General features: G+C 66.6%; 18 protein-coding genes and 1 pseudogene. 5 read left to right on the top strand and 14 right to left on the bottom strand.

The features are described from left to right. Positions 1-10: 10 nt before the first annotated feature. From FB557_RS01290 to FB557_RS01265, 6 genes are read right to left on the bottom strand one after another with little or no spacing between them, the layout of a single operon-like run. Positions 11-1,348: an ABC transporter substrate-binding protein gene (locus FB557_RS01290; RefSeq protein WP_144854924.1), complete on the bottom strand. Its 1,338-nt coding sequence runs from the start codon at positions 1,346-1,348 to the stop codon at positions 11-13. Continuing rightward, complete coding sequence (locus FB557_RS01285; RefSeq protein WP_211356450.1) at positions 1,345-2,124, bottom strand: enoyl-CoA hydratase/isomerase family protein; 780 nt, start codon at positions 2,122-2,124, stop codon at positions 1,345-1,347. The genes FB557_RS01290 and FB557_RS01285 overlap by 4 nt, the downstream gene beginning before the upstream one ends. Next, positions 2,121-3,194: an acyl-CoA dehydrogenase family protein gene (locus FB557_RS01280; RefSeq protein WP_144854920.1), complete on the bottom strand. Its 1,074-nt coding sequence runs from the start codon at positions 3,192-3,194 to the stop codon at positions 2,121-2,123. The genes FB557_RS01285 and FB557_RS01280 overlap by 4 nt, the downstream gene beginning before the upstream one ends. Further along, on the bottom strand, positions 3,191-4,345 hold the full coding sequence (locus FB557_RS01275) for an acyl-CoA dehydrogenase family protein (RefSeq protein WP_211356449.1): 1,155 nt from the start codon (positions 4,343-4,345) through the stop codon (positions 3,191-3,193). The genes FB557_RS01280 and FB557_RS01275 overlap by 4 nt, the downstream gene beginning before the upstream one ends. After that, complete coding sequence (locus FB557_RS01270) at positions 4,342-5,094, bottom strand: enoyl-CoA hydratase/isomerase family protein (RefSeq protein WP_144854918.1); 753 nt, start codon at positions 5,092-5,094, stop codon at positions 4,342-4,344. The genes FB557_RS01275 and FB557_RS01270 overlap by 4 nt, the downstream gene beginning before the upstream one ends. Beyond that, positions 5,094-7,232, bottom strand: coding sequence for an acetate--CoA ligase family protein (locus tag FB557_RS01265; RefSeq protein WP_170236141.1), 2,139 nt, complete (start codon positions 7,230-7,232; stop codon positions 5,094-5,096). The genes FB557_RS01270 and FB557_RS01265 overlap by 1 nt, the downstream gene beginning before the upstream one ends. Before the next feature lie 129 nt (positions 7,233-7,361). Here FB557_RS01265 and FB557_RS01260 point away from each other — a divergent pair, with 129 nt between their 5' ends. After that, positions 7,362-8,327 carry a phosphotriesterase family protein gene (locus FB557_RS01260; protein WP_144854913.1) on the top strand — a complete coding sequence of 322 codons (966 nt, stop codon included), beginning with the start codon at positions 7,362-7,364 and terminating at the stop codon, positions 8,325-8,327. Here FB557_RS01260 and FB557_RS01255 read toward each other — a convergent pair. Next, positions 8,324-8,980, bottom strand: a complete 657-nt coding sequence (locus FB557_RS01255) for a TetR/AcrR family transcriptional regulator (protein ID WP_144854911.1) — start codon at positions 8,978-8,980, stop codon at positions 8,324-8,326. The genes FB557_RS01260 and FB557_RS01255 overlap by 4 nt on opposite strands. Before the next feature lie 172 nt (positions 8,981-9,152). Between FB557_RS01255 and FB557_RS01250 the strand changes: the two genes are divergently transcribed. Both FB557_RS01250 and FB557_RS01245 read left to right on the top strand, forming a co-directional pair. Next, on the top strand, positions 9,153-10,937 hold the full coding sequence (locus FB557_RS01250) for a flavin-containing monooxygenase (protein ID WP_144854909.1): 1,785 nt from the start codon (positions 9,153-9,155) through the stop codon (positions 10,935-10,937). Positions 10,938-10,940: 3 nt separating this feature from the next. Then, positions 10,941-11,933 (top strand): Ldh family oxidoreductase, encoded by a 993-nt coding sequence (locus FB557_RS01245; RefSeq protein ID WP_144854907.1) that lies wholly within the window; start codon positions 10,941-10,943, stop codon positions 11,931-11,933. 82 nt (positions 11,934-12,015) lie between these two features. Here the strand turns inward: FB557_RS01245 and FB557_RS01240 are convergent. Further along, positions 12,016-13,008: pseudogene (locus FB557_RS01240) on the bottom strand (IS3 family transposase). On the opposite strand from FB557_RS01240, the gene FB557_RS01235 reads away from it, so the two are divergent. After that, positions 12,992-13,486: a DUF3427 domain-containing protein gene (locus FB557_RS01235; protein WP_246074297.1), complete on the top strand. Its 495-nt coding sequence runs from the start codon at positions 12,992-12,994 to the stop codon at positions 13,484-13,486. The pseudogene FB557_RS01240 and the gene FB557_RS01235 overlap by 17 nt on opposite strands. Positions 13,487-13,517: 31 nt before the next feature. Here the strand turns inward: FB557_RS01235 and FB557_RS01230 are convergent, their stop codons facing one another. The 6 genes from FB557_RS01230 to gdhA form a co-directional block, all read right to left on the bottom strand. Further along, positions 13,518-13,763 carry a hypothetical protein gene (locus FB557_RS01230; protein ID WP_144854905.1) on the bottom strand — a complete coding sequence of 82 codons (246 nt, stop codon included), beginning with the start codon at positions 13,761-13,763 and terminating at the stop codon, positions 13,518-13,520. A 142-nt stretch (positions 13,764-13,905) separates the two neighbouring features. Then, entirely contained in the window at positions 13,906-15,561 is a 1,656-nt protein-coding gene (locus tag FB557_RS14840; protein ID WP_246074295.1) for an NERD domain-containing protein, read from the bottom strand. Positions 15,562-15,672: 111 nt separating this feature from the next. Next, positions 15,673-16,083: a type VII toxin-antitoxin system HepT family RNase toxin gene (hepT, locus tag FB557_RS01220; protein ID WP_170236140.1), complete on the bottom strand. Its 411-nt coding sequence runs from the start codon at positions 16,081-16,083 to the stop codon at positions 15,673-15,675. Positions 16,084-16,106: 23 nt separating this feature from the next. Beyond that, positions 16,107-16,517, bottom strand: a complete 411-nt coding sequence (locus FB557_RS01215) for a hypothetical protein (RefSeq protein ID WP_144854901.1) — start codon at positions 16,515-16,517, stop codon at positions 16,107-16,109. 186 nt (positions 16,518-16,703) lie between these two features. After that, a complete protein-coding gene (locus tag FB557_RS14680; RefSeq protein ID WP_144854899.1) occupies positions 16,704-17,741 on the bottom strand; it encodes an NYN domain-containing protein in 1,038 nt (345 codons plus the stop codon). Positions 17,742-17,783: 42 nt separating this feature from the next. Then, on the bottom strand, positions 17,784-19,136 hold the full coding sequence (gene gdhA, locus FB557_RS01205) for an NADP-specific glutamate dehydrogenase (protein ID WP_144854897.1): 1,353 nt from the start codon (positions 19,134-19,136) through the stop codon (positions 17,784-17,786). A 105-nt stretch (positions 19,137-19,241) separates the two neighbouring features. On the opposite strand from gdhA, the gene FB557_RS01200 reads away from it, so the two are divergent. Next, positions 19,242-19,505 (top strand): GlsB/YeaQ/YmgE family stress response membrane protein, encoded by a 264-nt coding sequence (locus FB557_RS01200; protein WP_144854895.1) that lies wholly within the window; start codon positions 19,242-19,244, stop codon positions 19,503-19,505. Positions 19,506-19,622: the final 117 nt, after the last annotated feature.

Genomic DNA, 19,622 nt, shown 5'->3' with positions numbered 1-19,622 from the left:
ACGACGCTTCCTACTTCACGGGATAGACGGCTGGCTCGCCGGCCACGTCTTCGGGGAACACGGGCACATACTTGCCGTCTTGAATCTGGGTGACCAGACCGAGGGCGCGCTCGTTGAAGCCCTTGTCGTCGAACTTCACGCCATGACTGACGATGTAGAGCCCGAGCTTGTCGCCGTTGATGCCGTCGATCGTGACGCGGCGCATGGCGGTGGACATGCCTTCGGCATCGCTGATGTCATCTGCGTTCGACAGGGCCTCGGCGATGACAGCAGCGGCCGAGTAGTAGTAGGCACCCACACCGTCGGGAACCTGCCCGTTGTACGCCTTGGCGTAGTCGGCCGCGTAGCCCTCAGGTGTCTGCTTCGCGTTGTCACCCGGCTTCAGCAGGGAGGTCCAGTAGTTGCCTGCCATGTCCCCGTCGGAAGCCTTGCCGACCGTCGAGATGAACTGTGCGTTCGTGTTGCCGCCCAAGATGCCCAAGGTCAGCTTGGGGTGCCAGTTCGATTCCTTCAGCGCAGGGTAGAATAGGAAGGCCCCCTGCGGGTTGCCGAAGTAGATGAGCAGGTCAGGATTCTGCGACTTCGCCTTTGACACGATCGGGCCGAAGTTGCTGGTTGCCGCTTCGTCGTACGAGGTCTCGTCGAGGAGCTTGACGTCGGGGTACTCATTGGTGAGCGTGCGCTTCCACGCCTCTGCCGCTTCGGGGCCGGCTCCGGCGCTGGCGTAGATGATCGATGCGGTCTTGATCGGGTCGTTGGCGTCTTCGGACGCCTTCATGGCGGATCGGATGCCCTGTGCGGCCCAGCCCTGGTCCGACAAGACGGACGGGGCGAGCTTGTAGACGTACTTGCGGCCGTCGCCGATGATCGCGTCGGCGGCTTCCATGGGTACCAGCAGGGGAACCTTGATCTGGTCCGCTGTTTGGGCGGCGGTGATGGTCAGCGGGGTCGAGGACGCGCCGACGATGAGGTCGATGTCGTCCGATGCGAGCCGCTTCATGAGTGCGGGGACTTCGTCGGGCTTGGAGCGGTTGTCCAGCGCCACGACTTCCAGGTCTCGCCCATTGACGCCTCCGGCTTCGTTGATGTCCTCCACGGCCAGCTCGAAGGAGTTCAGGCTCTGGGTGCCGTAGGGGGCGGCGATGCCGGTGAGGGCGGCGATGACGCCCACCTTGATCGGCCCAGTGTCGCTGGCGCCGTCTGAGCCTGAACCGCACGCCGAGAGAGCTAGTGCCCCGACGACCACCACTCCCGTGACTCTGGCCGCGAACGAGCGGCGGCCTATGCTGATTGACGTCATCACGCCATTCCTTTCCATTGGGTTGTTGCACTTGAGACGAGAGGTCATCGACCTCTCCAAAGGGGCGGGCGGTCCTCTCGGAAGGCAAGCGACCCTTCGGTTCGGTCATCACTGAGGTATGGGCTCGGACCAAGATCGAGCCGTACGGCAGAGGCGACGGGCAAGGCAGAGCCCTGCTGGATCATCGCCTTGAATCGGCGCAGGCTCAGGGGAGCCCGCGAAGCTATGACTTCGGCTATCTCTTGGACTTTCGCGTCGATCTGGTCGTCGGCGTACAGCTGGGAGACCAGACCGATCCGTTCCGCTCGCTCGGCGTCCATGGTTTCGCCGCGGTAGAGGATGTCGAAGGCATGGGCCCAGGGGATGATCCGTGGCAGCATCTGGCTGCCGAAGTTCGCGCCGAGACCGACGCGGCCCTCGGGCATCCGGAAGCGGGCGTTCTCCGCGGCGATGCGCATGTCGCAAGCCATGGCGAGTTCCATCCCACCGCCGACCACCCAGCCCTTGAGAGCCGCGATCGTCGGTTTGCGGCACTCGAACACCGTTTCGTAGACGTTCCGGTGAGCCATCCGCATCGGGTCCACCCAGCGACCCTCAGACGGTTCCTTCAGGTCGGCGCCGGCTGAGAACGCTCGCTCTGTTGTCGTGCCGAGGACGACCACGGCCGTGTCGTCGTCTTGGTCGAGCACGGTGAACAGCTCGACGAGGGCGTGTTGGACTCCTGTGCTCAGAGCGTTGAGCTGGGCCGGGCGGTCCAGACACACCCAGGTGACAGGGCCGTGTCGTCGCACCTGAACCCCGACGGGATCGGGGAGATCGTTCACCATGGCACGGTCTCGCCGACGTCTCGTGAGGCGAGGACCGTCAGCGGTGGCGTCAGCACGGGCCACGCTCCGGGGGAGGTAGCGAAGACGAGTTGTGTCGCCAACTCCACTGCCCACTGGGTGGCTGTGCCGAACTCATCCTGCCAACTCCACAGCCGACGGGTTCGCGTGTGCAGGGGATGTTCTTCGGTGGCACCGATCGCTCCATGCACCTGGTGGGCGAGCCGGGTCAGGACGGCCGATTGCTCACCGAAGATGACCTTGGCCGCGGCGACCCTCATTAGGCGCTGCTCGGGGGGGCTGAAGACCGCCGCGTCGACGGCGGACGAGACGGACGCGACGGCCTCGGCCATCATGACCAAGTGGTGCTGGACGGCCTGAAACCCTGAAAGAGGTCGACCAAACTGAGTTCGCTGCTCGGCGTAGGTCAACGACGCGTTCAACGCGAACTCCATGGCACCGACTCCGGATGCGGCGCGCAGCAATGCTCCTCGCGCTCGGACGTCCTTCACCCGCGGTGCTTCGTCTGCCACCTCGGTGGGAACCACCGCGGTGATCGTCAGGTCGTCACGTGGCTCAGACGCAAGGTTGACGCTCTCGTTGAAGTCGACATCGGCCCGCCTCAGCCGGGCCCAGCGAACCCGGTCGCCGATCCTGACCGGCGCGATCAGGACGTCGGCGCGACTCGCCCACGGAACCCGGCGCGCATGGCCGGTGATGGACATGCCGCCGGAGGCATCGACGCTTCCCACAAGGTCATCCCCGAGGGCGAGCCCGGCGCAGACGACGATCTCCTCGTCGGCCACACTCAGGCCCGCGTGCTCGGCGGCCCACCTGGCCAGCCCGGTATCGACCAGTGGCAACGCCACGGCATAGGCACCCACTGCCTTGGCCAGTGCGCAGTGGTCGGCCACGGTGGCGTCCCGTCCAAGGGTCGTGAACCCACTGGTTCGCAACTGATCCCACAGGTCCTGAGCCCACGGTTCCACGGCGTGGTAGCGCGCCGCCGCCTGCTTGCGCTCGAACATCTTGGAGGCGACCTCGAACAGGTCGTCGTTGAAGTTGATCATGCGACTCGCCTCCGGTTGCGGATGAGATCCTTCGCGATGACCCCTCGCAGCACCTCGTTCGTTCCGCCGCGCAAGGTGAAGGTCGGAGCGGTGATCACGGCATCGGCGAGCAGAGCTTCGAACTCCCCGCCCCGAGGATCGATCTCCGCGTTCACCAACCTCCGCAGGACCGCGACCGCCTGGTTCTCGAACTCCGTTCCCATGTCCTTGACCAGCGCGGCCTCGACCGCGGGCAACTCTCCAGCGTCGAGTCGCCGAGCGATCGACAGCGACATCGATCTGAACGTCATGTACATCGCGAAGAGACGCCCGAGCATCTCGCTCATCTCGAGGTCAAGGTCGCGCGCCCGTTGCCGTTCGTACAGCAGCTGCACGATCGGCATGACGGACAGGAATCGGTCGGGCCCTGAGCGTTCGTGGGCAAGCTCGGATGTGACCTGATGCCATCCGTCGCCCGGCTTGCCGAGCAGTAGCTCGTCCGGGACGAACACGTCGTCGAAGAAGACCTCATTGAAGTGATGCGCCCCGTTGAGCAGACGGATCGGGGAGACCGTCACCCCGTCGGCCTTCAGATCGACGAGCAGCTGGCTGAGACCGACGTGCTTGCTTTGGCCCAACGGTTCGGTGCGACAGAGGGTGACGGCGTAGTCCGCGTACTGGGCACCGGAGGTCCAGACCTTCTGGCCGTTGAGAATCCATCCGCCATCGGTGCGCGTGGCCCGTGTCCTCACGGAGGCCAGGTCTGAACCGCTTTCAGGTTCGCTCATGCCGAGGCAGAAGAAGACGTCGCTGGTGACGATGCGCGGCAGGAACCGGCGCTTTTGGGCCTCGGTCCCGAACCTCAGCAGCATTTGCGCGGTCTGGCGATCTCCCACCCAGTGCGCGCTAATCGGAGCGCCCGCGGCCAGCATCTCCTCGACGACCACGAAGCGGTCCACCGCGGTGCGGCCGTGGCCGCTGTACTCGACAGGTATGGACATCCCGACCCACCCGCGCCGTGAGATCAGTTTGCTGAACTCGGGGTCGGGCTCGGCGTTGATGCCGAGCTGGAGGCGATGTCCCTGGGCGCGGTAGTCGGCCATGAAGGCGCGGACCTGGTCACGCAGTGCAAGCTCGTCGTCCGTGAGCTCAGAGCTGGGAAAGGTGATCACTGGGCTGCCCTCGACAGTCGTCGCTCCTGCGACCACATCTGAACTCCGCGCTCGACCTCCAGCGCGCCATCCCAGGTCAGGAAGGGCCCGGCGGTCTCGATCTGGAACGAGCGCTTGACTCGCCTGGCCAGCAGCGGGTCACCGGCAACGTTCATGGCCATCTCGGCGGCGGTCTGCTCCACGCGATCGTCTTCGACGCACGTTGCCGCGAATCCCACCTCGTAGGCGCGTTCACCCGAGATCTCCTGTCCGAAGAGCCCGAGCGCGCCGGCCATCTCGCGGCCGGCCAGACGTCGTGCGAGGGTGAAGAACCCGCCACCGGGATGGATGCCTGCTGCGGTGAAGCCAGCGATGAGCCGGGCGTCGCGCGCGACGACGCGTGTGTCAGCGGCCAGGGCCAGATTGAAGCCGGCTCCAACGGCTGCGCCACGCACTGCCGCGATCGTGGGGACTGGAAGCTGACCAAACCGCACGAACGTGCCGTACATCGAGTCCGAGGCCTCGTACGCCTCGTCGGTCATCACGCCGTCGCTGTACGCCTCGGCCCACGAATCGGTGTCGGCACCGGAGCAAAAGGTGCCACCCTCGCCGCGGATAACGACGCACCCGATGCGCTCATCTTGTTCGATCTTGGCGCACACCGTCGCGAACTGCCGGCCCATGTCGTTGTTCAACGCGTTCTTGATGGTGGGATTGGAAACCGTCACCCATCCGACGGCGCCGTCCCTTTCGAGGTTCACCGAGGGCATCAGTCGTTCTCCTTTGTGATCAGTCGCATCAAGAAGTCCAGCGCCACGACCGGACGTGTGGGGTCGTGCGAGATGCGCAGTGGGTTGATCTCCAGTTCGCCAACGCGAGGACCGGCGGATGCGGCCAGCTGGCTCACTCTCGCAACGACATCTGCCACTGCGGCGATGTCGTACTCCTGTTGGCCGCGGAAGCCGGTCAGAAGCGCGGATGACCGGGTCTGCAAGATGAGGGCTCGGGCGCGCTCGGCGCTTACCGGCGCAAAGGTTGTCGCCGTATCGCGGAACAGTTCGGTGGCGGTGCCACCCAAGCCCACGGTCACCAGCGGCACCGCCCCGTTGGAGGTGGTGACTCCGACGATCAGTTCGGGGCCCGAAGGCACCAGCTCTTGCACGAGTACGCCATCCGGTTCGCTGTCGGCGAAGCGCTCCATCATCTCGGTGAAGGTGTCGGGAATCTGGTGGGGTGGGACTCCCACCAGGACGCCGTCGACCTCCGACTTGTGCAAGATCCGCTTGGACTGGATCTTGACGACCACGGGGGACTTGAACTGGGTGGTGGCTGCTTCCGCGGAAGGGCGGTCGGTCACGAGGGTGGCGTGCGGGACCGGGATGCTCGCAGCCGCCAAGAGGGCGCGGCCGCCTGCTTCGGTGACCGCCCCGTCCATGGACTCGACGATGCGTGCGACTTCGGCGGCCCAGACCGGTGCCGCTGGTGAGGCGCTTGGCTGCGTGATGCGCCGTAGCGATGCCAGGGCGCGCGCAGCGCGGCCGACAGAGTCATACACGGGCAACCCCATCGACTTCAGGTGAGCTCGTGCATCTGCCGTTTGCTCATGGGATGCGGCCCACGCCACAACGATGGGCTTGGCCGAGTCCTGTACGAGACTCGCCAGGGCCTCGGCCGTGCGGGTGGCGAAGTCGCCAGTGACGAGAGTCAACGCGATCAACAGACCGTCGATCTCGTCCATCTGCTTGACACGGCGGCAAACGTCGATGAAGTCGCTGGGATCGGTGTCACGGAAGATCTGAGCCGTGACGTCCACGGGGTTCTCCACCGCACCAAACTCGGGCACGAGGTCGGACAGGTGGGCCTGCGCCGACGTGGAGAACTCGGGCACGTGAAGCCCGGAAGCATCCAGCAGATCGGCCGCCAGGCTTCCGGCGCCCCCGGAGGTTGTGACGATGCCGGCGCGGCTGCCGTGCAGGGCCGGAAGTGAAGTGTTGGCATGAGCGAGATCGATGAGCTCGTCGATGTCGTGCGCTTCGATCACCCCGAACTCGGCGACCGTGGCGTCGAATGCTGCCGAGTTGCCGACGATGGCGCCGGTGTGGGAGGCGGCTGCTCGTGCGCCGGCTGCGCTGACGGCCGACCGCAGCACGATCAGGGGTTTGCCGACCTCCGCTGCCCGGCTCGCCAAGTCCAGGAAGGCCTCTTCGTCAGTCGCGCTCTCGAGATACATCGCCAAGGCGCGCGTATCGTCCTGCTCGATCAGGTACCGGCCAACCGTCACGGTGTCCAGGTCGTCCTGGTTTCCGGTGCTCACCCAGGACGAGAGGCCGATACCACGCTCGCCTGCCAAACTCAGGATCGAGCCGCCCACCGCTCCCGATTGCCCGACGTAGGCGAGTGAGCCGGTCGCGATCGGGCCGTTCTCCAAGGCCGCCGTGAAGGTGCCGTACATGTGTGTAGTTGTCGACAGGACCCCTTGGCAATTCGGCCCGATCAACCGGATCCCGTGCGTGCGGGCAGCGGCCAGCAGGTCGCGTTGAAGACTCTGGCCGCCCTGGCCGGCCTCACCGAACCCGGAGGCGAAGATGACCGCCGTTCGGGCCCCTGCTGCGGCGACCTCCGGCATGAGATCGATCGCGCCCTTGGCAGGGACCATCATCAAAGCCAGGTCGATCGTGGCGGGAACGTCGGCGAGAGAGGCGTAGCAGGGCAGCCCGCCAAGTTCGTCGTAGGCGGGATTGATCGGGAAGACCTGCCCTTCGAAACCGAACGCGGTCAGGTACTGCAGGGGGCGCGCGAACGGGTTGCCCGGGCGACCGGAGGCCCCGACGACGGCGACGGCACGAGGACGGAACAGCGCATCGAGGGCGTCGTGGAGCCCAACCTCAGGGGGTTGATGCATCGTCATTGGTGGACCTTCCTGGGGTGGAGCCTTGACAAGACACGCTGCGAAGATGTGTCCTCCCTCACGTAGGGAACATGAATCTGGCGCCATTGTCAATAACCTTCTGGCTGGCCCCACGACCCAAGGAGCACCATGAACACCCGCATCCCCACCGTCGCAGGAGCCGACTTGGCTCCAGAGGACCTCGGGCACACGCTCATGCACGAGCATGTGTTCGTCCTCAACACCGAGATCGAGTCCAACTACCCCTGGGAATGGGACGAGGAGGCCCTCGTGGCGGAGGCGGTGACGAAACTGGAATCGGCCTACGAGCGGGGAGTTCGCACCATCGTCGACCTCACGGTCATCGGTCTAGGACGTGACATCCCACGAGTTCACCGAGTGGCCGAGCAAGTGAGGATGAACATCATCCCAGCGACCGGCCTCTACACGTACGACGACGTCCCCATGTTCTTCAAGTTCCGTGGCCCGGGGCTGCTCATCGACGGGCCCGACCGTTTGGTCGAGTACATGGTGCGGGACCTGACGGACGGCATCGCCGGGACCGGCATCCGCGCCGGCATCATCAAGTGCGCCACCGATGCGCAAGGCGTGACGCCCGGGGTCGAACGCGTCCTACGTTCGGCTGCCAGGGCTCATGTGGAGACGGGCGCTCCCATCTCGACTCACACCCACGCCGGGACAGAGCGTGGCCTAGAGCAGCTGGACATCTTCGAGCAGGAGGGCGTTGACCTGTCGAAGGTGGTGATCGGCCACTCCGGAGACACCACTGACCTAAACTACCTGCGGCGCCTGCTCGCCTCCGGCGTCACGATCGGGATGGACCGGTTCGGGCTTGACTTGATGCTGGACTTCACCAGTCGGGTCGACACGTTGGCCTCGATCGTTGCCGACGGATTTGCCGACCAAATCGTGCTGTCGCATGACGCGTCCGTCTACACGCAGAACTTCGACATCGTGGCCAAGGCTGAGCTGTTGCCGAACTGGCACTACGAGCACATCCATCGCGACGTCCTGCCCGCGCTGATGGAACGCGGCGTCACGTCGGCGCAGATCGAGCAGATGCTGGTCCGCAACCCTGCCCAGATCCTCGGCTAGCCCAGGCCGGCCGACGACGAACCGGAGGGCACCCCGCCCCCCGGTTCGTCGTCGAAACCCTCGAGGCCCAGGGAGTTCGCCCACATCCTGCTCAACGTGTGGATCGCCAGGTCTTCCTCGAAGTCGGCCTCCATCGTGAACCACATGTAGCAGAAGTTGCTGACCATCGACGCCAGAGCCTCTGCCGCATACCGGGGAGGCAGGCTCGCGTCCATCAGGCCAGCCTCCTGCCAGCGACGAATCGAACGCTCATTGCGCGCCGTGTAACGGCGACGGGTCTCGATACGGGCCGCCTTGAACTCCGGAGTGACACTCGAGACCTGCTCGAGCAGGGCCACCATCTGTGCATTGGTGCGATAGGCCCGCACGTATTGCCCGGTCGCGTGCTCGATGCGCTCGCGCGGCGTGGCCCCGGGCCCCAACCTGTCGTCGAGCTGTTCGCGCATGCGCTCGTTGACCCGACTGATGACGACGCTGAAGATGTCCTCCTTCGAGTCGAAGTAGTTGTAGAAGCTCCCGTTGGCTGAACCGGCTTCTGCAGTGATGTCGGTGATCTTGGTCTCCAGGAACCCCTGCCGGCCGAAGACCACCTCTGCCGCGTCGATCAGTCGCTGACGAGTTCGCTCCCCGCGAGCGGTCAAGGTCCTGCTCATCGCTTCTTCCCTGCTTCTGTGACGTTCAACTGGTCTCGTGGCCTTCGACTATTCCATCGACACCATGGCCTCGCATCCTACTGAGCAGTTGGTCTGGCGGAAACAGTGTTGACGTTGGCGCCAGATTCACACTACCGTGACGCGGGTCACTTGCGAAACTCATGGAGGACCCATGCCGAACGGAACCGTCGCCGAAGAGGTTGCTGCGCGCTGGCTAGAGAGCTTTGCCGAAGCGCTCGGCGGAGCTGATCCGGACGCACTGCGGCGTCTGTTCCTCGAGGACGCGGAATGGCGGGACATCGTCGCGCTGACCTGGGACTTCACGACCTTGCGAGGCGCCGGTGAGATCGCGCAGTCCCTTGTTGCGTTGGCGCCCCAGGCGCGACTGTCTGATCTGCGTCTGGCCAGCGGACGCACTCCACCCGCGGAGGTTGGCCGGGCGGGTGAGACCGTGACCGAGGCCATCTGGGAGTTCACTACTGCTGTCGGTCGCGGCGCCGGCGTCATCCGCCTGCTGGCTCAACCCGATGGTTCGTACCGTGCCCGCCTGGTCTCCTCCACCCTCCAAGAGCTGACAGGCCACGAGGAACGGCGAGGTGCGCAGCGTCCGCAGGGCACGGCCTACTCGCGCACCTTCGGCGGACAGAACTGGCTTGACCAGCGCCTCGAGGAACAGAAGTACAACGATCGCCAGCCGGAGGTTGTTGTGGTGGGAGGCGGCCAAGCCGGGCTCGCGGCGGCAGCCCGACTTCGCGTGCTGGGGGTCGACGCACTGATCGTCGAGAAGTTGCCACGAATCGGAGATGTTTGGCGGCAGCGCTATCACTCCCTGACCTTGCACAACGAGGTCTGGGTGGCGAGCTTCCCCTATCTGGAGTTCCCCGACACGTGGCCCACCTTCCTGCCGAAGGACAAGCTCGCCGGTTGGATGGAGTACTACGCCGAGGCGATGGAGCTCAACGTCTGGACGAACACCGCCGTGACCGGGGGCTATCGAGACGACGACGCCTGGCATCTCACGGTGAGCCGCGACGGCGAGGACGTCGTCCTCCAGCCGAAGCACGTGGTCTTCGCCACCGGAAGCGTCAGTGGTCGGCCGTACATGCCCGAAATGCCCGGACTAGACGAGTTCCGCGGCGAGGTTCTGCACTCCAGCAGGTACACCTCCGGCTCGCGCTACGAGAACTGCCGCGCGCTCGTCCTCGGCACCGGAACCAGTGGCCACGATGTTGCGCAGGACCTGCACGCGCTCGGAGCCGACGTGACGATCGTGCAGAGAAGTTCAACGACGGTCGTCAGCCTTCAACCCAGTGGTGTGTTGGTCTACGGGCTCTACTCCCAAGGACTGCCGATTGAGGACGTCGACCTGATTAGCTCCTCCAACACGATGGACACACTGGTCAGGGCCAACAAGATCATGGCCCAGCAGATGGTGGAGTACGACGCCGAACTTCTCGACCGCTTGGCAGCTGTCGGATTCCGTACGGACATCGGCGAGGACGGGACCGGGTTCCATCTGAAGTACAACCGCCGGGGTGGGGGCTACTACATCAACGTCGGGGCTTCCGACCTGATTGCGGACGGCCAGATCGGGCTCCTGCAGCACGACCAGATCTCCCGCTTCACGAAAGACGGCGTGCAACTCGTTGACGGCAGCTACCGTCCGCTGGATGTGGTCGTCTTCGCAACCGGGTACCGCAACCAGCAGGAGGACATCCGCGATCTGTTCGGTGACGACGTCGCCGATCGGCTCGGACCCATCTGGGGTATCGGCGAGGACGGCGAGATGAACAACATGTGGCGCCCGACGGCTCAACCAGGTCTGTGGTTCAACTCGGGAAGCTTGGCAGCCAGCCGCATCAACTCGAAGTTCCTCGCGCTCCAGATCAAGGCGGACCTCGAAGGGATCAACCCTCGCACGGCAACCGAGCAGGCCGCACTCGTGGGAGAAGGCTGACTCATGAAGATCCAGATCGATGAGGCCCGCCAGCTGATCGCGGACGTTATGGCGACCTACGGGTACGACGACGAGCAGACAGCCACCATTGCCGACCACCTGATCGACACCGAGCTGCGCGGAATCCATCAAGGAGGCCTGGCGCGGGCCGCCACCTTGACAGAGCGCCTCGACCGATCGGAACCGTTCGGTCCGATCACCACGATCAACGAGACGCAGTCATCTCTGGCGCTGGACGGCGGCGATCAGCTCGGCTACATCGCCGCCAAGGAGCTGACCACGCGTCTCACTGAGAAGGCGAAGACCAGCGCCGTCGTGGCCGGCACCGTCCGCAACACGTGGGTGACGGGCATGTTCACCTACTACCTCGAGCTCGTGACAGCCGCCGGCTTGATCGGGTTCGTCGCGTCCGGCGGTGGCCCCTACGTGGCACCGTTCGGCGGAAGTGAAGCACGCTTCGGCACCAACCCGGTCGCCTTCGGCTTCCCGACCGACGGCGACCCGATCATCTGGGACATCGGAACGTCATCGCTCATGCTGGCCGACCTGACCCTGGCGAAGAAGATGGGTGAGCAGCTACCCGAGGGGCTGGCATTCGACGCCGAAGGCACCCCCACCCGAGATGCGGCCGAGGTTCTCGACGGAGGCACGATCACGACGTGGGGAGGCCACAAGGGGTCGGGCTTGGCGCTGTCTGCGCAATTGCTCGGAATCCTCGGCGGATCCGCCATCGCGCCCCCCTGGTTCACAGACATGGGCTTCTTCATGTGCGTCCTCGCACCGACAGCGTTCTCCGACGACTTCGCTGCTCGAGCCGGTGATTTCGCCGCCGTCCTGCGTGCCACTCGCCCCGTCGACCCCGAGCGCCCTGTGCGTGTGCCCTTCGAGCGTTCCGTGTCGCTGCGGGCCCAGACACGTGCTGCCGGGCATTTCGAGGTCGAGGAGCAGTTCGTAACGACACTGCGTGACGTACTCGCCCGCCGGTCGGGCACCTAACCAGAAGTATCCCGCAACGCCACCTACGCACGTGGCGTTGCGCTTGGTAGGTGAACCGCCCTGGGTTCGATGGAGGCTCGATCTATTGGATTCCGGCCCTGGCGGGGTCGGGTTCTTGGGCAGCGTGGAACGCTGCTTCGTACTCTGCTGGTGGGACGTTGGTGCAGTGTCCGTGGAGTCGGGTCTCGTTGAACCAGTGGACCCAGGACAGTGTGGCGAGCTCGAGCTCGTCGACGTCGTCCCAGCCGGTGGTGTCGGGGCCGTAGACGCACTCGGTCTTGTAGAGCCCGTTGGTCGTCTCTGCCAGGGCATTGTCGTAGGAGTCAGCTACGGTTCCGATCGAGGGAAGCGCGCCGATCTCCTCGAGTCGCTCGGTGAATCGCACCGAGGTGAATTCACCCTGCGACCCGGCATCGGAGTGGGTCACAAGCCCAACGGGGCGACGGCCTCCGCGGAAGGCTCTGGCCATCTCGAGGGCGTCGAAGACCATCTCGGTCTTCATGCTCGCCGCGACCCGCCACCCGACGATGCGGCGGCTGAACGCGTCGACGATGAAACACACGTAGGCCATGCCCGAGCGGGTCGGGACGTAGGTCAGGTCCGTCACCCACAGAGCATCGGGACGATCCGCGGCGAAGTGTCGGTTGACCAGGTCCGGTGCCCGGGCCGCGTCGGGGTCTTGCGTGGTGGTGGCCACTTTCTTGCGCCGCCTGGAGACCCCCTCGATACCCAGTCACTTCCAGGGGCGGTCGAGCTCCGCCGCGAAGAAAGCCGCTGACCGCTTCAGCAGATCGTTTGCCCGGCGCAGCTCGCGGTTCTCCTGCTCCAACTCCTTGACGCGCTCGGCCGCCGCAGTGCTCAAGCCCGGCTCGACGCCCTCATCGACATCGGCCTGCTTGACCCACACGCGCAGGGACTCCACACCACACCCGATCTGGTCAGCCACCCGCTGCACCCTCCCGTGCGTCGTGCCAAGCTCCTTACGCAGTTGCCGCACCATCCGCGCCGCTCGGGCCTTCTCCTCAGGCGAGTACCGCCGCGCAGTCGGCCTCCCCGACGTGCTCTTCGTTCCCATGCCTCCATCCTCGTTTCCAAGGTCGGGAGCCTCCAAGCAACCCAGGGCGGTTCATGAAGAGATCCTCGCAGCCCTTGATTTCCCAAGAAATCTCAACAGCTTCCGAGAAGGTGTGCTCTACCTCCCGGACCTGAACGCCGACGCCTTCTTCGTCACCCTGAAGAAGTCAGAGGCCGACTACTCCCCGTCGACGATGTACGCCGACTACCCGATCTCCCGCACGCTCTTCCACTGGGAATCTCAATCCACTACCTCAGCAGCGTCGCCGACCGGCCAGCGGTATCTCACGGGTTCAAGCACCGTTCTTCTATTCGCCCGACAGGAACAGAAGGACCAATTCGGCACGGCCCCTTACCTGTTCCTTGGGCCAGCGACGTACGTCAGCCACTCGGGCGAGCGACCGATCGCCATCACGTGGAGACTACCCACGCCAATGCCAGTGGACTTCTTCCAGCATGCGTCGGCGGCCGCCCAGTGATCGGCCCATGAGCCGTACCGGCACCGTCTGCCTAGACGTAGTTCGGCAGGAACCTCCCACGCAGCATCAGATTCACCAGTGACGCCGGCCCCTCCCAGTCGTCCAACGAGATGCCGGTGGCGTCGTGGCACTCCAGCAGATCCACAGCCGCTTGAAACGCAGCCGCCTCGAGCTCGCCTATACCGGGCCGGTCCGCCCGCCACCGCAGCTCAGCGATCTCCTCGGAGTGGTTGGTGAGGGGGATCCCAGACTGCGGACAGATCTCGTAGTGGGCCATGCATCGACCTTGTCGGCCCATCGACGACACGTCAGCTTCACGACCTCCTTCGTAGCTGACCTGCAGCTTCGGGCCGGCGCCTCCGAGGCTCGCTGCAAGCGCTACTCGCACCTCAGGGGTCAACGGTGCGACCCCCTTCGCGCTACCCGATCCGCAATCGCCGCGCCACATCCGGACCACCCATCGCCGTGATCAGCTCGGGGTTCCCGACCACCGAGCCGGTCGGTCGCCCGCGACAACCCGACGTAGAGCTTCTCCTTCGACCGGTCGTGGGCGCCGGTGTCGTTGACGCACAGCACGACCGCGCGCCGCTCGAGCCCCTTGCACCCGAGAACGTGCCCGTAGAAGACGGACTCCTTGTCCCAGAAGGAGTCCCAGTACCCCTCCTGCCCTTCGCTCTCCTGCAGGTCGACCTGCACCGGGTGCCGCTTGCCCGTCGGGCGACGTCCTCGGGCCGCCAGCCCTCGTCGAGCAGCTCGTCCACGCAGGAGTCCGCGGCGTCCACCGGGTCCTCCCCCGCCGGCGTCGGCACGAACGTCACCTCGGGACCGTCCCCGCCCATCGCCCGCATGCGCATCGGCGCCAACGGGGAGAAGACGTCGGCGATCTGCTGGGTGTTGCGCAAGTTGTGGTCGAGGACCAGCGGCACGAGCTGCACCGGCGGCCGCCCGAAGCGCGGGAAGACCCGCTGGTTCTCGTCCGAGTAGACGTGCAGCCCGCCCGTCTCCTCGTCGACGAGCGAGCGCAGCAGCGGCACCCACCACGAGTCCGCGAAGTCCTGCGCCTCGTCCACGATGATCGCATCGAACTTCTTGCCGTCGGGCAGCTCCGCCGCGAGCTCACCCATCCGGCGAGGCAGCTCGACCTCCCAGAAGTCCGTGTCCTGCCGCGTGCCGAACTCCGTCACCCCCAGGTGCGCCGCCAGCTCCTCGAAGGTCCCCACGAGCGCCGGCCTGCGGTTGTACCGCTCCCCCGCGAGCTCGCGCTTGAAGTACGACGCCAGCCCGATCGAGTTGCACAGCAGCGCCACCCGCTGGCGAGGACGCCCGTCAGCGCCACGAGCCAGGACGCGCGCCTGGGTCAGCGCGAGCATCGTCTTGCCGCTGCCCGCCCCGCCGCGCACCTCGACCCGGTTGAGCAGCCGGGTCACCTTGAGCAGCATGGCCTGCTCCGCGGTCAGCCGGGTGGTCGACTCGTCGCGCTCGGCAGCCATCGCGACGACGTCACGAAGGGGGAGCGCCCGGCCGCGGAGGATCTCGGCGACGAGGTCGCAGTCCTCCTGGGTCGGCGCGCGGTGACCGTCGACGTTCGCACGGGCGGCGTCGGCCAGCCGCCCGGCCAGGGCATCGATGTCGTCGCGTCCGTGGACCAGCCGCCGGGGAAGGTCGGGCAGCGAGAAGTCCTGCGCCACAGCCGAGCTCGCGAGGACTACCCCTTGACTCCAGTGCACCCGGCCACGGCTCCACCTCGGGTCGCCCTCGACGTACCGACGGGCCGCGTACTTCCCCACTTCGGCCTGCCGCACCGGGTCGATCACCAGGTCACCCTCCCGGCTGGCCTGCCGCCACTGCCCGTCCTCGACCCAGACGCTGCCGCCCTTGACCTCGAGCGAGACGATTGCATGGTCAGGGATGAGGACGAGCAGGTCGATCTCGTACTCCCGCTCGCCATCGGCCAGGTGCTGCCCCGCGATGATCGTCCAGTGCTCGGGCACCTGGTCCACGAGAGCGCGCCACACCGTCTCCTCGCTCGCGTGGGCGAAGTTCGGGTCCGGGGGCAGCAGCGTCGGTCCAGTCATGACCCCGATCGTGTCAGCACTGGCGGCCCACTCCACCCGGACGCGATCCAGGTGGACCCAGAAACGCTCGCGGAAGCCGGGGCGGGCAGCAGCCCTAACCCCTCGTCGTGCTCAGCCGCGGGCCTGGAGCCAAGTTGCCACCGACCGGACGTAAGCCGCGTAGTTCCGCCGGGCGAGCGGGACGGCAGCGGCCACCATCTCGAGGTCGGTGGCAACGTACTCATGGATGAGCACGTTGCGCATCCCGACCGAGGCCTTGAGCGCGTCCGCCAAGTCCTGCCGGATGAGGCCGGCACGCGCGGCGTCGTCGAAGCTCTGGCGGTACTCGGTCGGACGCAACCCGCCGAGGCTCGTCGCGGCGTGGGTGTTGATGTCGGCGGCGAGATCGACAAGCTGAGTGAGGATGCGCTCCGTCGCACGGCGGGCTATCCGGTCATTCTGGAGACGTTCGACCGTGAGCACACCCACGGCGTCGAGATCGTCGAGCAGGTCGCGCATCAGATCAAGGCGCACGACGAGCACCTCCGCAGAGAAGTCCCGCGGACTCATCGGGTCAGCGCCTCAAGTACCCGGTCCCGGAAGCGCTGGGTGTCGCAGTACTCACCGAAGGCGGCCATCTGCGCGTTGGCGTAGCGCCCCGGGGTCAGCTCGACGAGGACGTCGATACCGTGCAGCGCCTCATACCGTGCAACCGAACCCGCGTCGTCCAGGGACATGACGTCGACGTAGTCGCCGTAGCGTCCTGCCAGGGCATTGACGACGTCGAGATGCGGTCGGGCGGCGACGCCGCGCCGCCGCCCGTAGGCCACGTCGACGTCGTGGGCGGTGGACGGGTCGTCGAGGGCGCTGCCGAAGAGGACGAGCAGGTCGACCCCCAGGTCGGCGCAGAGAGCAGCGAGAGAACCCGACTCCGCGTCAAGACGGAGCCGGTCGACGGCGCCCGGGACATCGCTCATAAGTGCAGGTTATCGGCCGGGTGTAGCCGGACAGGGTGGATGACCGTTCGTCTGAGGTTCCCCGGGGATCTGCGAAGGGGTGGACGACCGTTCGTCTGAGGTTCCCCGGGGATCTGCGAAGGGTGGGGTGACCGTTCTTCTGAGGTTCCCCGGGGATCTGCGAAGGGGCGGGGCGGAGAAGCCGACTCACTCCATGCGGACGCGGTCCAGGTGCACCCAGAAGCGCTCGCGCAGATGCTGGCGTGCGTCGTCGGAGATGTGCGCGTCCTGGGTCTTGGTGGACAGGTCGCGCAGCAGGGCCCGGTCGAGCTCGGTCGGGATCGTCGGTCGGTCCTCGCGCAGCTCGGCGAGCTGCTCGGGGGTGGCGCTGCCGCACCACGATGCGATCACCTGCTTGGCAACGTGGTCGACCTGCTGCATCGTCACCCCGACCTCCGGGTCGAAGGGCACGTCCTGCGCCCCAGCCCACCCGGGCAGGTAGAGCCGGGTCGCCTTGCGCCGGCCGAGGACGGCCGGGCTCGGGACGGCCGGGCGGGGCTCCCCCTTCGCCTCCGCCGCAGGCTCGGCGCAGACTTCCTCCACGGCGGGCGAAGAGGTGGGCGCGGGCTCCTCGATCTCGGTCACCTCGGGCGCCGCCTCGGCCGCCGGGGCGGGCAGCAGCTCGTCCGGGATGGCCGTCGGGCGAACGGCCGCCTCGATGGTCTCCGCGGCGATCATCAGCATGCCGTCGACCTCGCGGCGCAGGTGCTTGGACACCCCGTGCGGGCGGCCCTGGTGGTCGGGCACGGCGAGCAGCACGACCTGCACGCCGTGGCTCTGCGCGATCTCGACCGCCTCGGTGAGGTCGTCGTCGCCGGAGACGAGGTAGACCACGTCGGCGACGCGGTGCTGACCCTGGATCGCCAGGTCGAGCCCGATCCGGATGTCGACGCCCTTCTGGTCGCCGCTGTACGACAGCCGCCCGAGGCGCAGCTTGACCCGCGGCAGCTGCCCGATCTCCTCCTGGATGAAGTCGGGCTGCCCGCCCGGGCGGGCCCCGGAGTCGTACCAGTTGACCCGCAGCATCGGCAGCTCGGAGTTCTGCTCGGCCTGCTCGATGAGCCGGGCGATGAGGGCCGGGTAGTCCACGGTCACCGAGCGGCGAAGGGAGGACCCGGTCACGTAGGTCGCGGCCGTGGCGAGCAGGTAGCCGACATCGACATGCACCGCGCAGTAGGACCTCATGGGCTCACCCTGCCACGGGCGAAGGGGGAGGGTGAGCGGCCCTCAGACCACCCCGAGGGCGACCATCGCGTCGGCGACCTTGGTGTAGCCCGCGAGGTTGGCGCCCATGACGTAGTTGCCGGGGTCGCCGTGCTCCTCGGCGGTCTCCAGGCACTGGGTGTGGATGTCGACCATGATCTGGCGCAGCTTGTCCTCGGTCTCCTCGAAGCTCCACGAGCTCCGGGTCGCGTTCTGTTGCATCTCCAGCGCGCTCGTCGCGACCCCGCCGGCGTTGCTCGCCTTGCCCGGCGCGTACAGCGCCCCGCCCTCGCGCAGCACGCTCACCGCCTCGGCGGTGCACGGCATGTTCGCGCCCTCGGCGACGAGGCTCACGCCGCCCTGCACCAGGGTCTCGGCGTGTCCTTCGTCCAGCTCGTTCTGGGTCGCGCAGGGCAGGGCGACGTCGCACGGCACGTCCCAGATCGTCCCGTCGCTGACGTGGCGGGCCGACTCCCCCTTCGCCTCCGCGTAGTCGGTCAGGCGCTCCCGCCGCACCTCCTTGACCTCCTTGAGCAGACCGACGTCGATCCCGGACTCGTCCACGACGTACCCGCCCGAGTCCGACACCGCCACGACGGTGCCGCCCAGCTCCTCGACCTTCTCCGCCGCGTAGATCGCGACGTTGCCCGACCCGGAGACGACAACCCGCTTGCCCTCGAGGGACTCCCCCTTCGTCCCGAGCATCTCCTGCGCGAAGTAGACCAGGCCGTACCCGGTCGCCTCGGTCCGGACCTGCGAGCCGCCCCACGCCAGGCCCTTGCCGGTGAGGACCCCGGACTCGTACCGGTTGGTGATCCGCTTGTACTGGCCGAAGAGGTAGCCGACCTCTCGCGCTCCGACCCCGATGTCACCGGCCGGCACGTCGGTGTACTCGCCGATGTGCCGATGCAGCTCGGTCATGAAGGACTGGCAGAAGCGCATGATCTCGGTGTCGGAGCGGCCCTTCGGGTCGAAGTCGGAGCCGCCCTTGCCGCCGCCGATCGGCATGCCGGTCAGCGCGTTCTTGTACACCTGCTCGAAGCCGAGGAACTTGATGATCGAGAGGTTGACGCTGGGGTGGAAGCGCAGGCCGCCCTTGTACGGGCCGAGCGCGGAGTTGAACTCCACGCGGAAGCCCCGGTTGATCCGCACCTCGCCGTCGTCGGTCACCCACGGGACCCGGAAGATGATCTGGCGCTCCGGCTCGCACATCCGCTGCAGGATCGACCAGCGCTCGTAGTCCTCGCGCTCCCCCGCGATCGGGGTGAGGCTGAGCATCATCTCGTGGACGGCCTGGTGGAACTCGCGCTCGCCGGGGTTGCGCTCGACGACGGTGTCGAACTGAGACTGGAAGGTCGGGTGCAGCTGCTCGGTCATGGGGACAGCGTCGCACCGATCCGCTCCGTGACGTCCCGCCTGACGTAGGGTCACCCCTGATCTGCAGAAACGCTGCACCTCTACCTCAGACAAGGACGTGATCACATGATCAGCTGGGGAATCATCGGCTGGATCATCCTCGGCGGCATCGCCGGCTGGCTCGCGAGCAAGATCATGGGCACCGACGCCCAGCAGGGCATCGGCCTGAACATCGTCGTCGGCATCGTCGGCGGTCTGCTCGGCGGGTTCCTGCTCAGTGCGCTCGGCATGGACGTCGAGGGCGGGGGGCTGATCTTCAGCTTCCTCACCGCGCTGCTCGGCGCCGTCATCCTGCTCTGGATCGTCAAGGCGGTCACCAGCCGCCGCTGACCAGCCTTAGGACACTCACTCCCGCAGCGCGTCTGCGGTGAGGCTCACCCCCGTCGAGATCATCTCGGCGGGGGTGCCTTCGTAGACCACCCGCCCGCCGTCGTGTCCCGCACCGGG

It is taken from the genome of Marihabitans asiaticum (genome assembly GCF_007828725.1).
In the GTDB taxonomy this organism is placed as follows: Bacteria; Actinomycetota; Actinomycetes; order Actinomycetales; family Dermatophilaceae; genus Marihabitans; species Marihabitans asiaticum.
This window is presented reverse-complemented; position numbering and strand designations above follow the sequence as displayed.

Coding starts and splice junctions, on each gene's coding strand:
- FB557_RS01260 (WP_144854913.1), top strand. CDS start 7,362: ATGAACACCCGCATCCCCACCGTCGCAGGAGCCGACTTGGCTCCAGAG.
- FB557_RS01230 (WP_144854905.1), bottom strand. CDS start 13,763: ATGGCCCACTACGAGATCTGTCCGCAGTCTGGGATCCCCCTCACCAAC.
- FB557_RS14840 (WP_246074295.1), bottom strand. CDS start 15,561: ATGACTGGACCGACGCTGCTGCCCCCGGACCCGAACTTCGCCCACGCG.
- FB557_RS01290 (WP_144854924.1), bottom strand. CDS start 1,348: ATGACCTCTCGTCTCAAGTGCAACAACCCAATGGAAAGGAATGGCGTG.
- FB557_RS01255 (WP_144854911.1), bottom strand. CDS start 8,980: ATGAGCAGGACCTTGACCGCTCGCGGGGAGCGAACTCGTCAGCGACTG.
- FB557_RS01270 (WP_144854918.1), bottom strand. CDS start 5,094: ATGCCCTCGGTGAACCTCGAAAGGGACGGCGCCGTCGGATGGGTGACG.
- FB557_RS01250 (WP_144854909.1), top strand. CDS start 9,153: ATGCCGAACGGAACCGTCGCCGAAGAGGTTGCTGCGCGCTGGCTAGAG.
- FB557_RS01265 (WP_170236141.1), bottom strand. CDS start 7,232: ATGACGATGCATCAACCCCCTGAGGTTGGGCTCCACGACGCCCTCGAT.
- FB557_RS01280 (WP_144854920.1), bottom strand. CDS start 3,194: ATGATCAACTTCAACGACGACCTGTTCGAGGTCGCCTCCAAGATGTTC.
- FB557_RS01200 (WP_144854895.1), top strand. CDS start 19,242: ATGATCAGCTGGGGAATCATCGGCTGGATCATCCTCGGCGGCATCGCC.
- FB557_RS14680 (WP_144854899.1), bottom strand. CDS start 17,741: ATGAGGTCCTACTGCGCGGTGCATGTCGATGTCGGCTACCTGCTCGCC.
- gdhA (WP_144854897.1), bottom strand. CDS start 19,136: ATGACCGAGCAGCTGCACCCGACCTTCCAGTCTCAGTTCGACACCGTC.
- FB557_RS01245 (WP_144854907.1), top strand. CDS start 10,941: ATGAAGATCCAGATCGATGAGGCCCGCCAGCTGATCGCGGACGTTATG.
- FB557_RS01215 (WP_144854901.1), bottom strand. CDS start 16,517: ATGAGCGATGTCCCGGGCGCCGTCGACCGGCTCCGTCTTGACGCGGAG.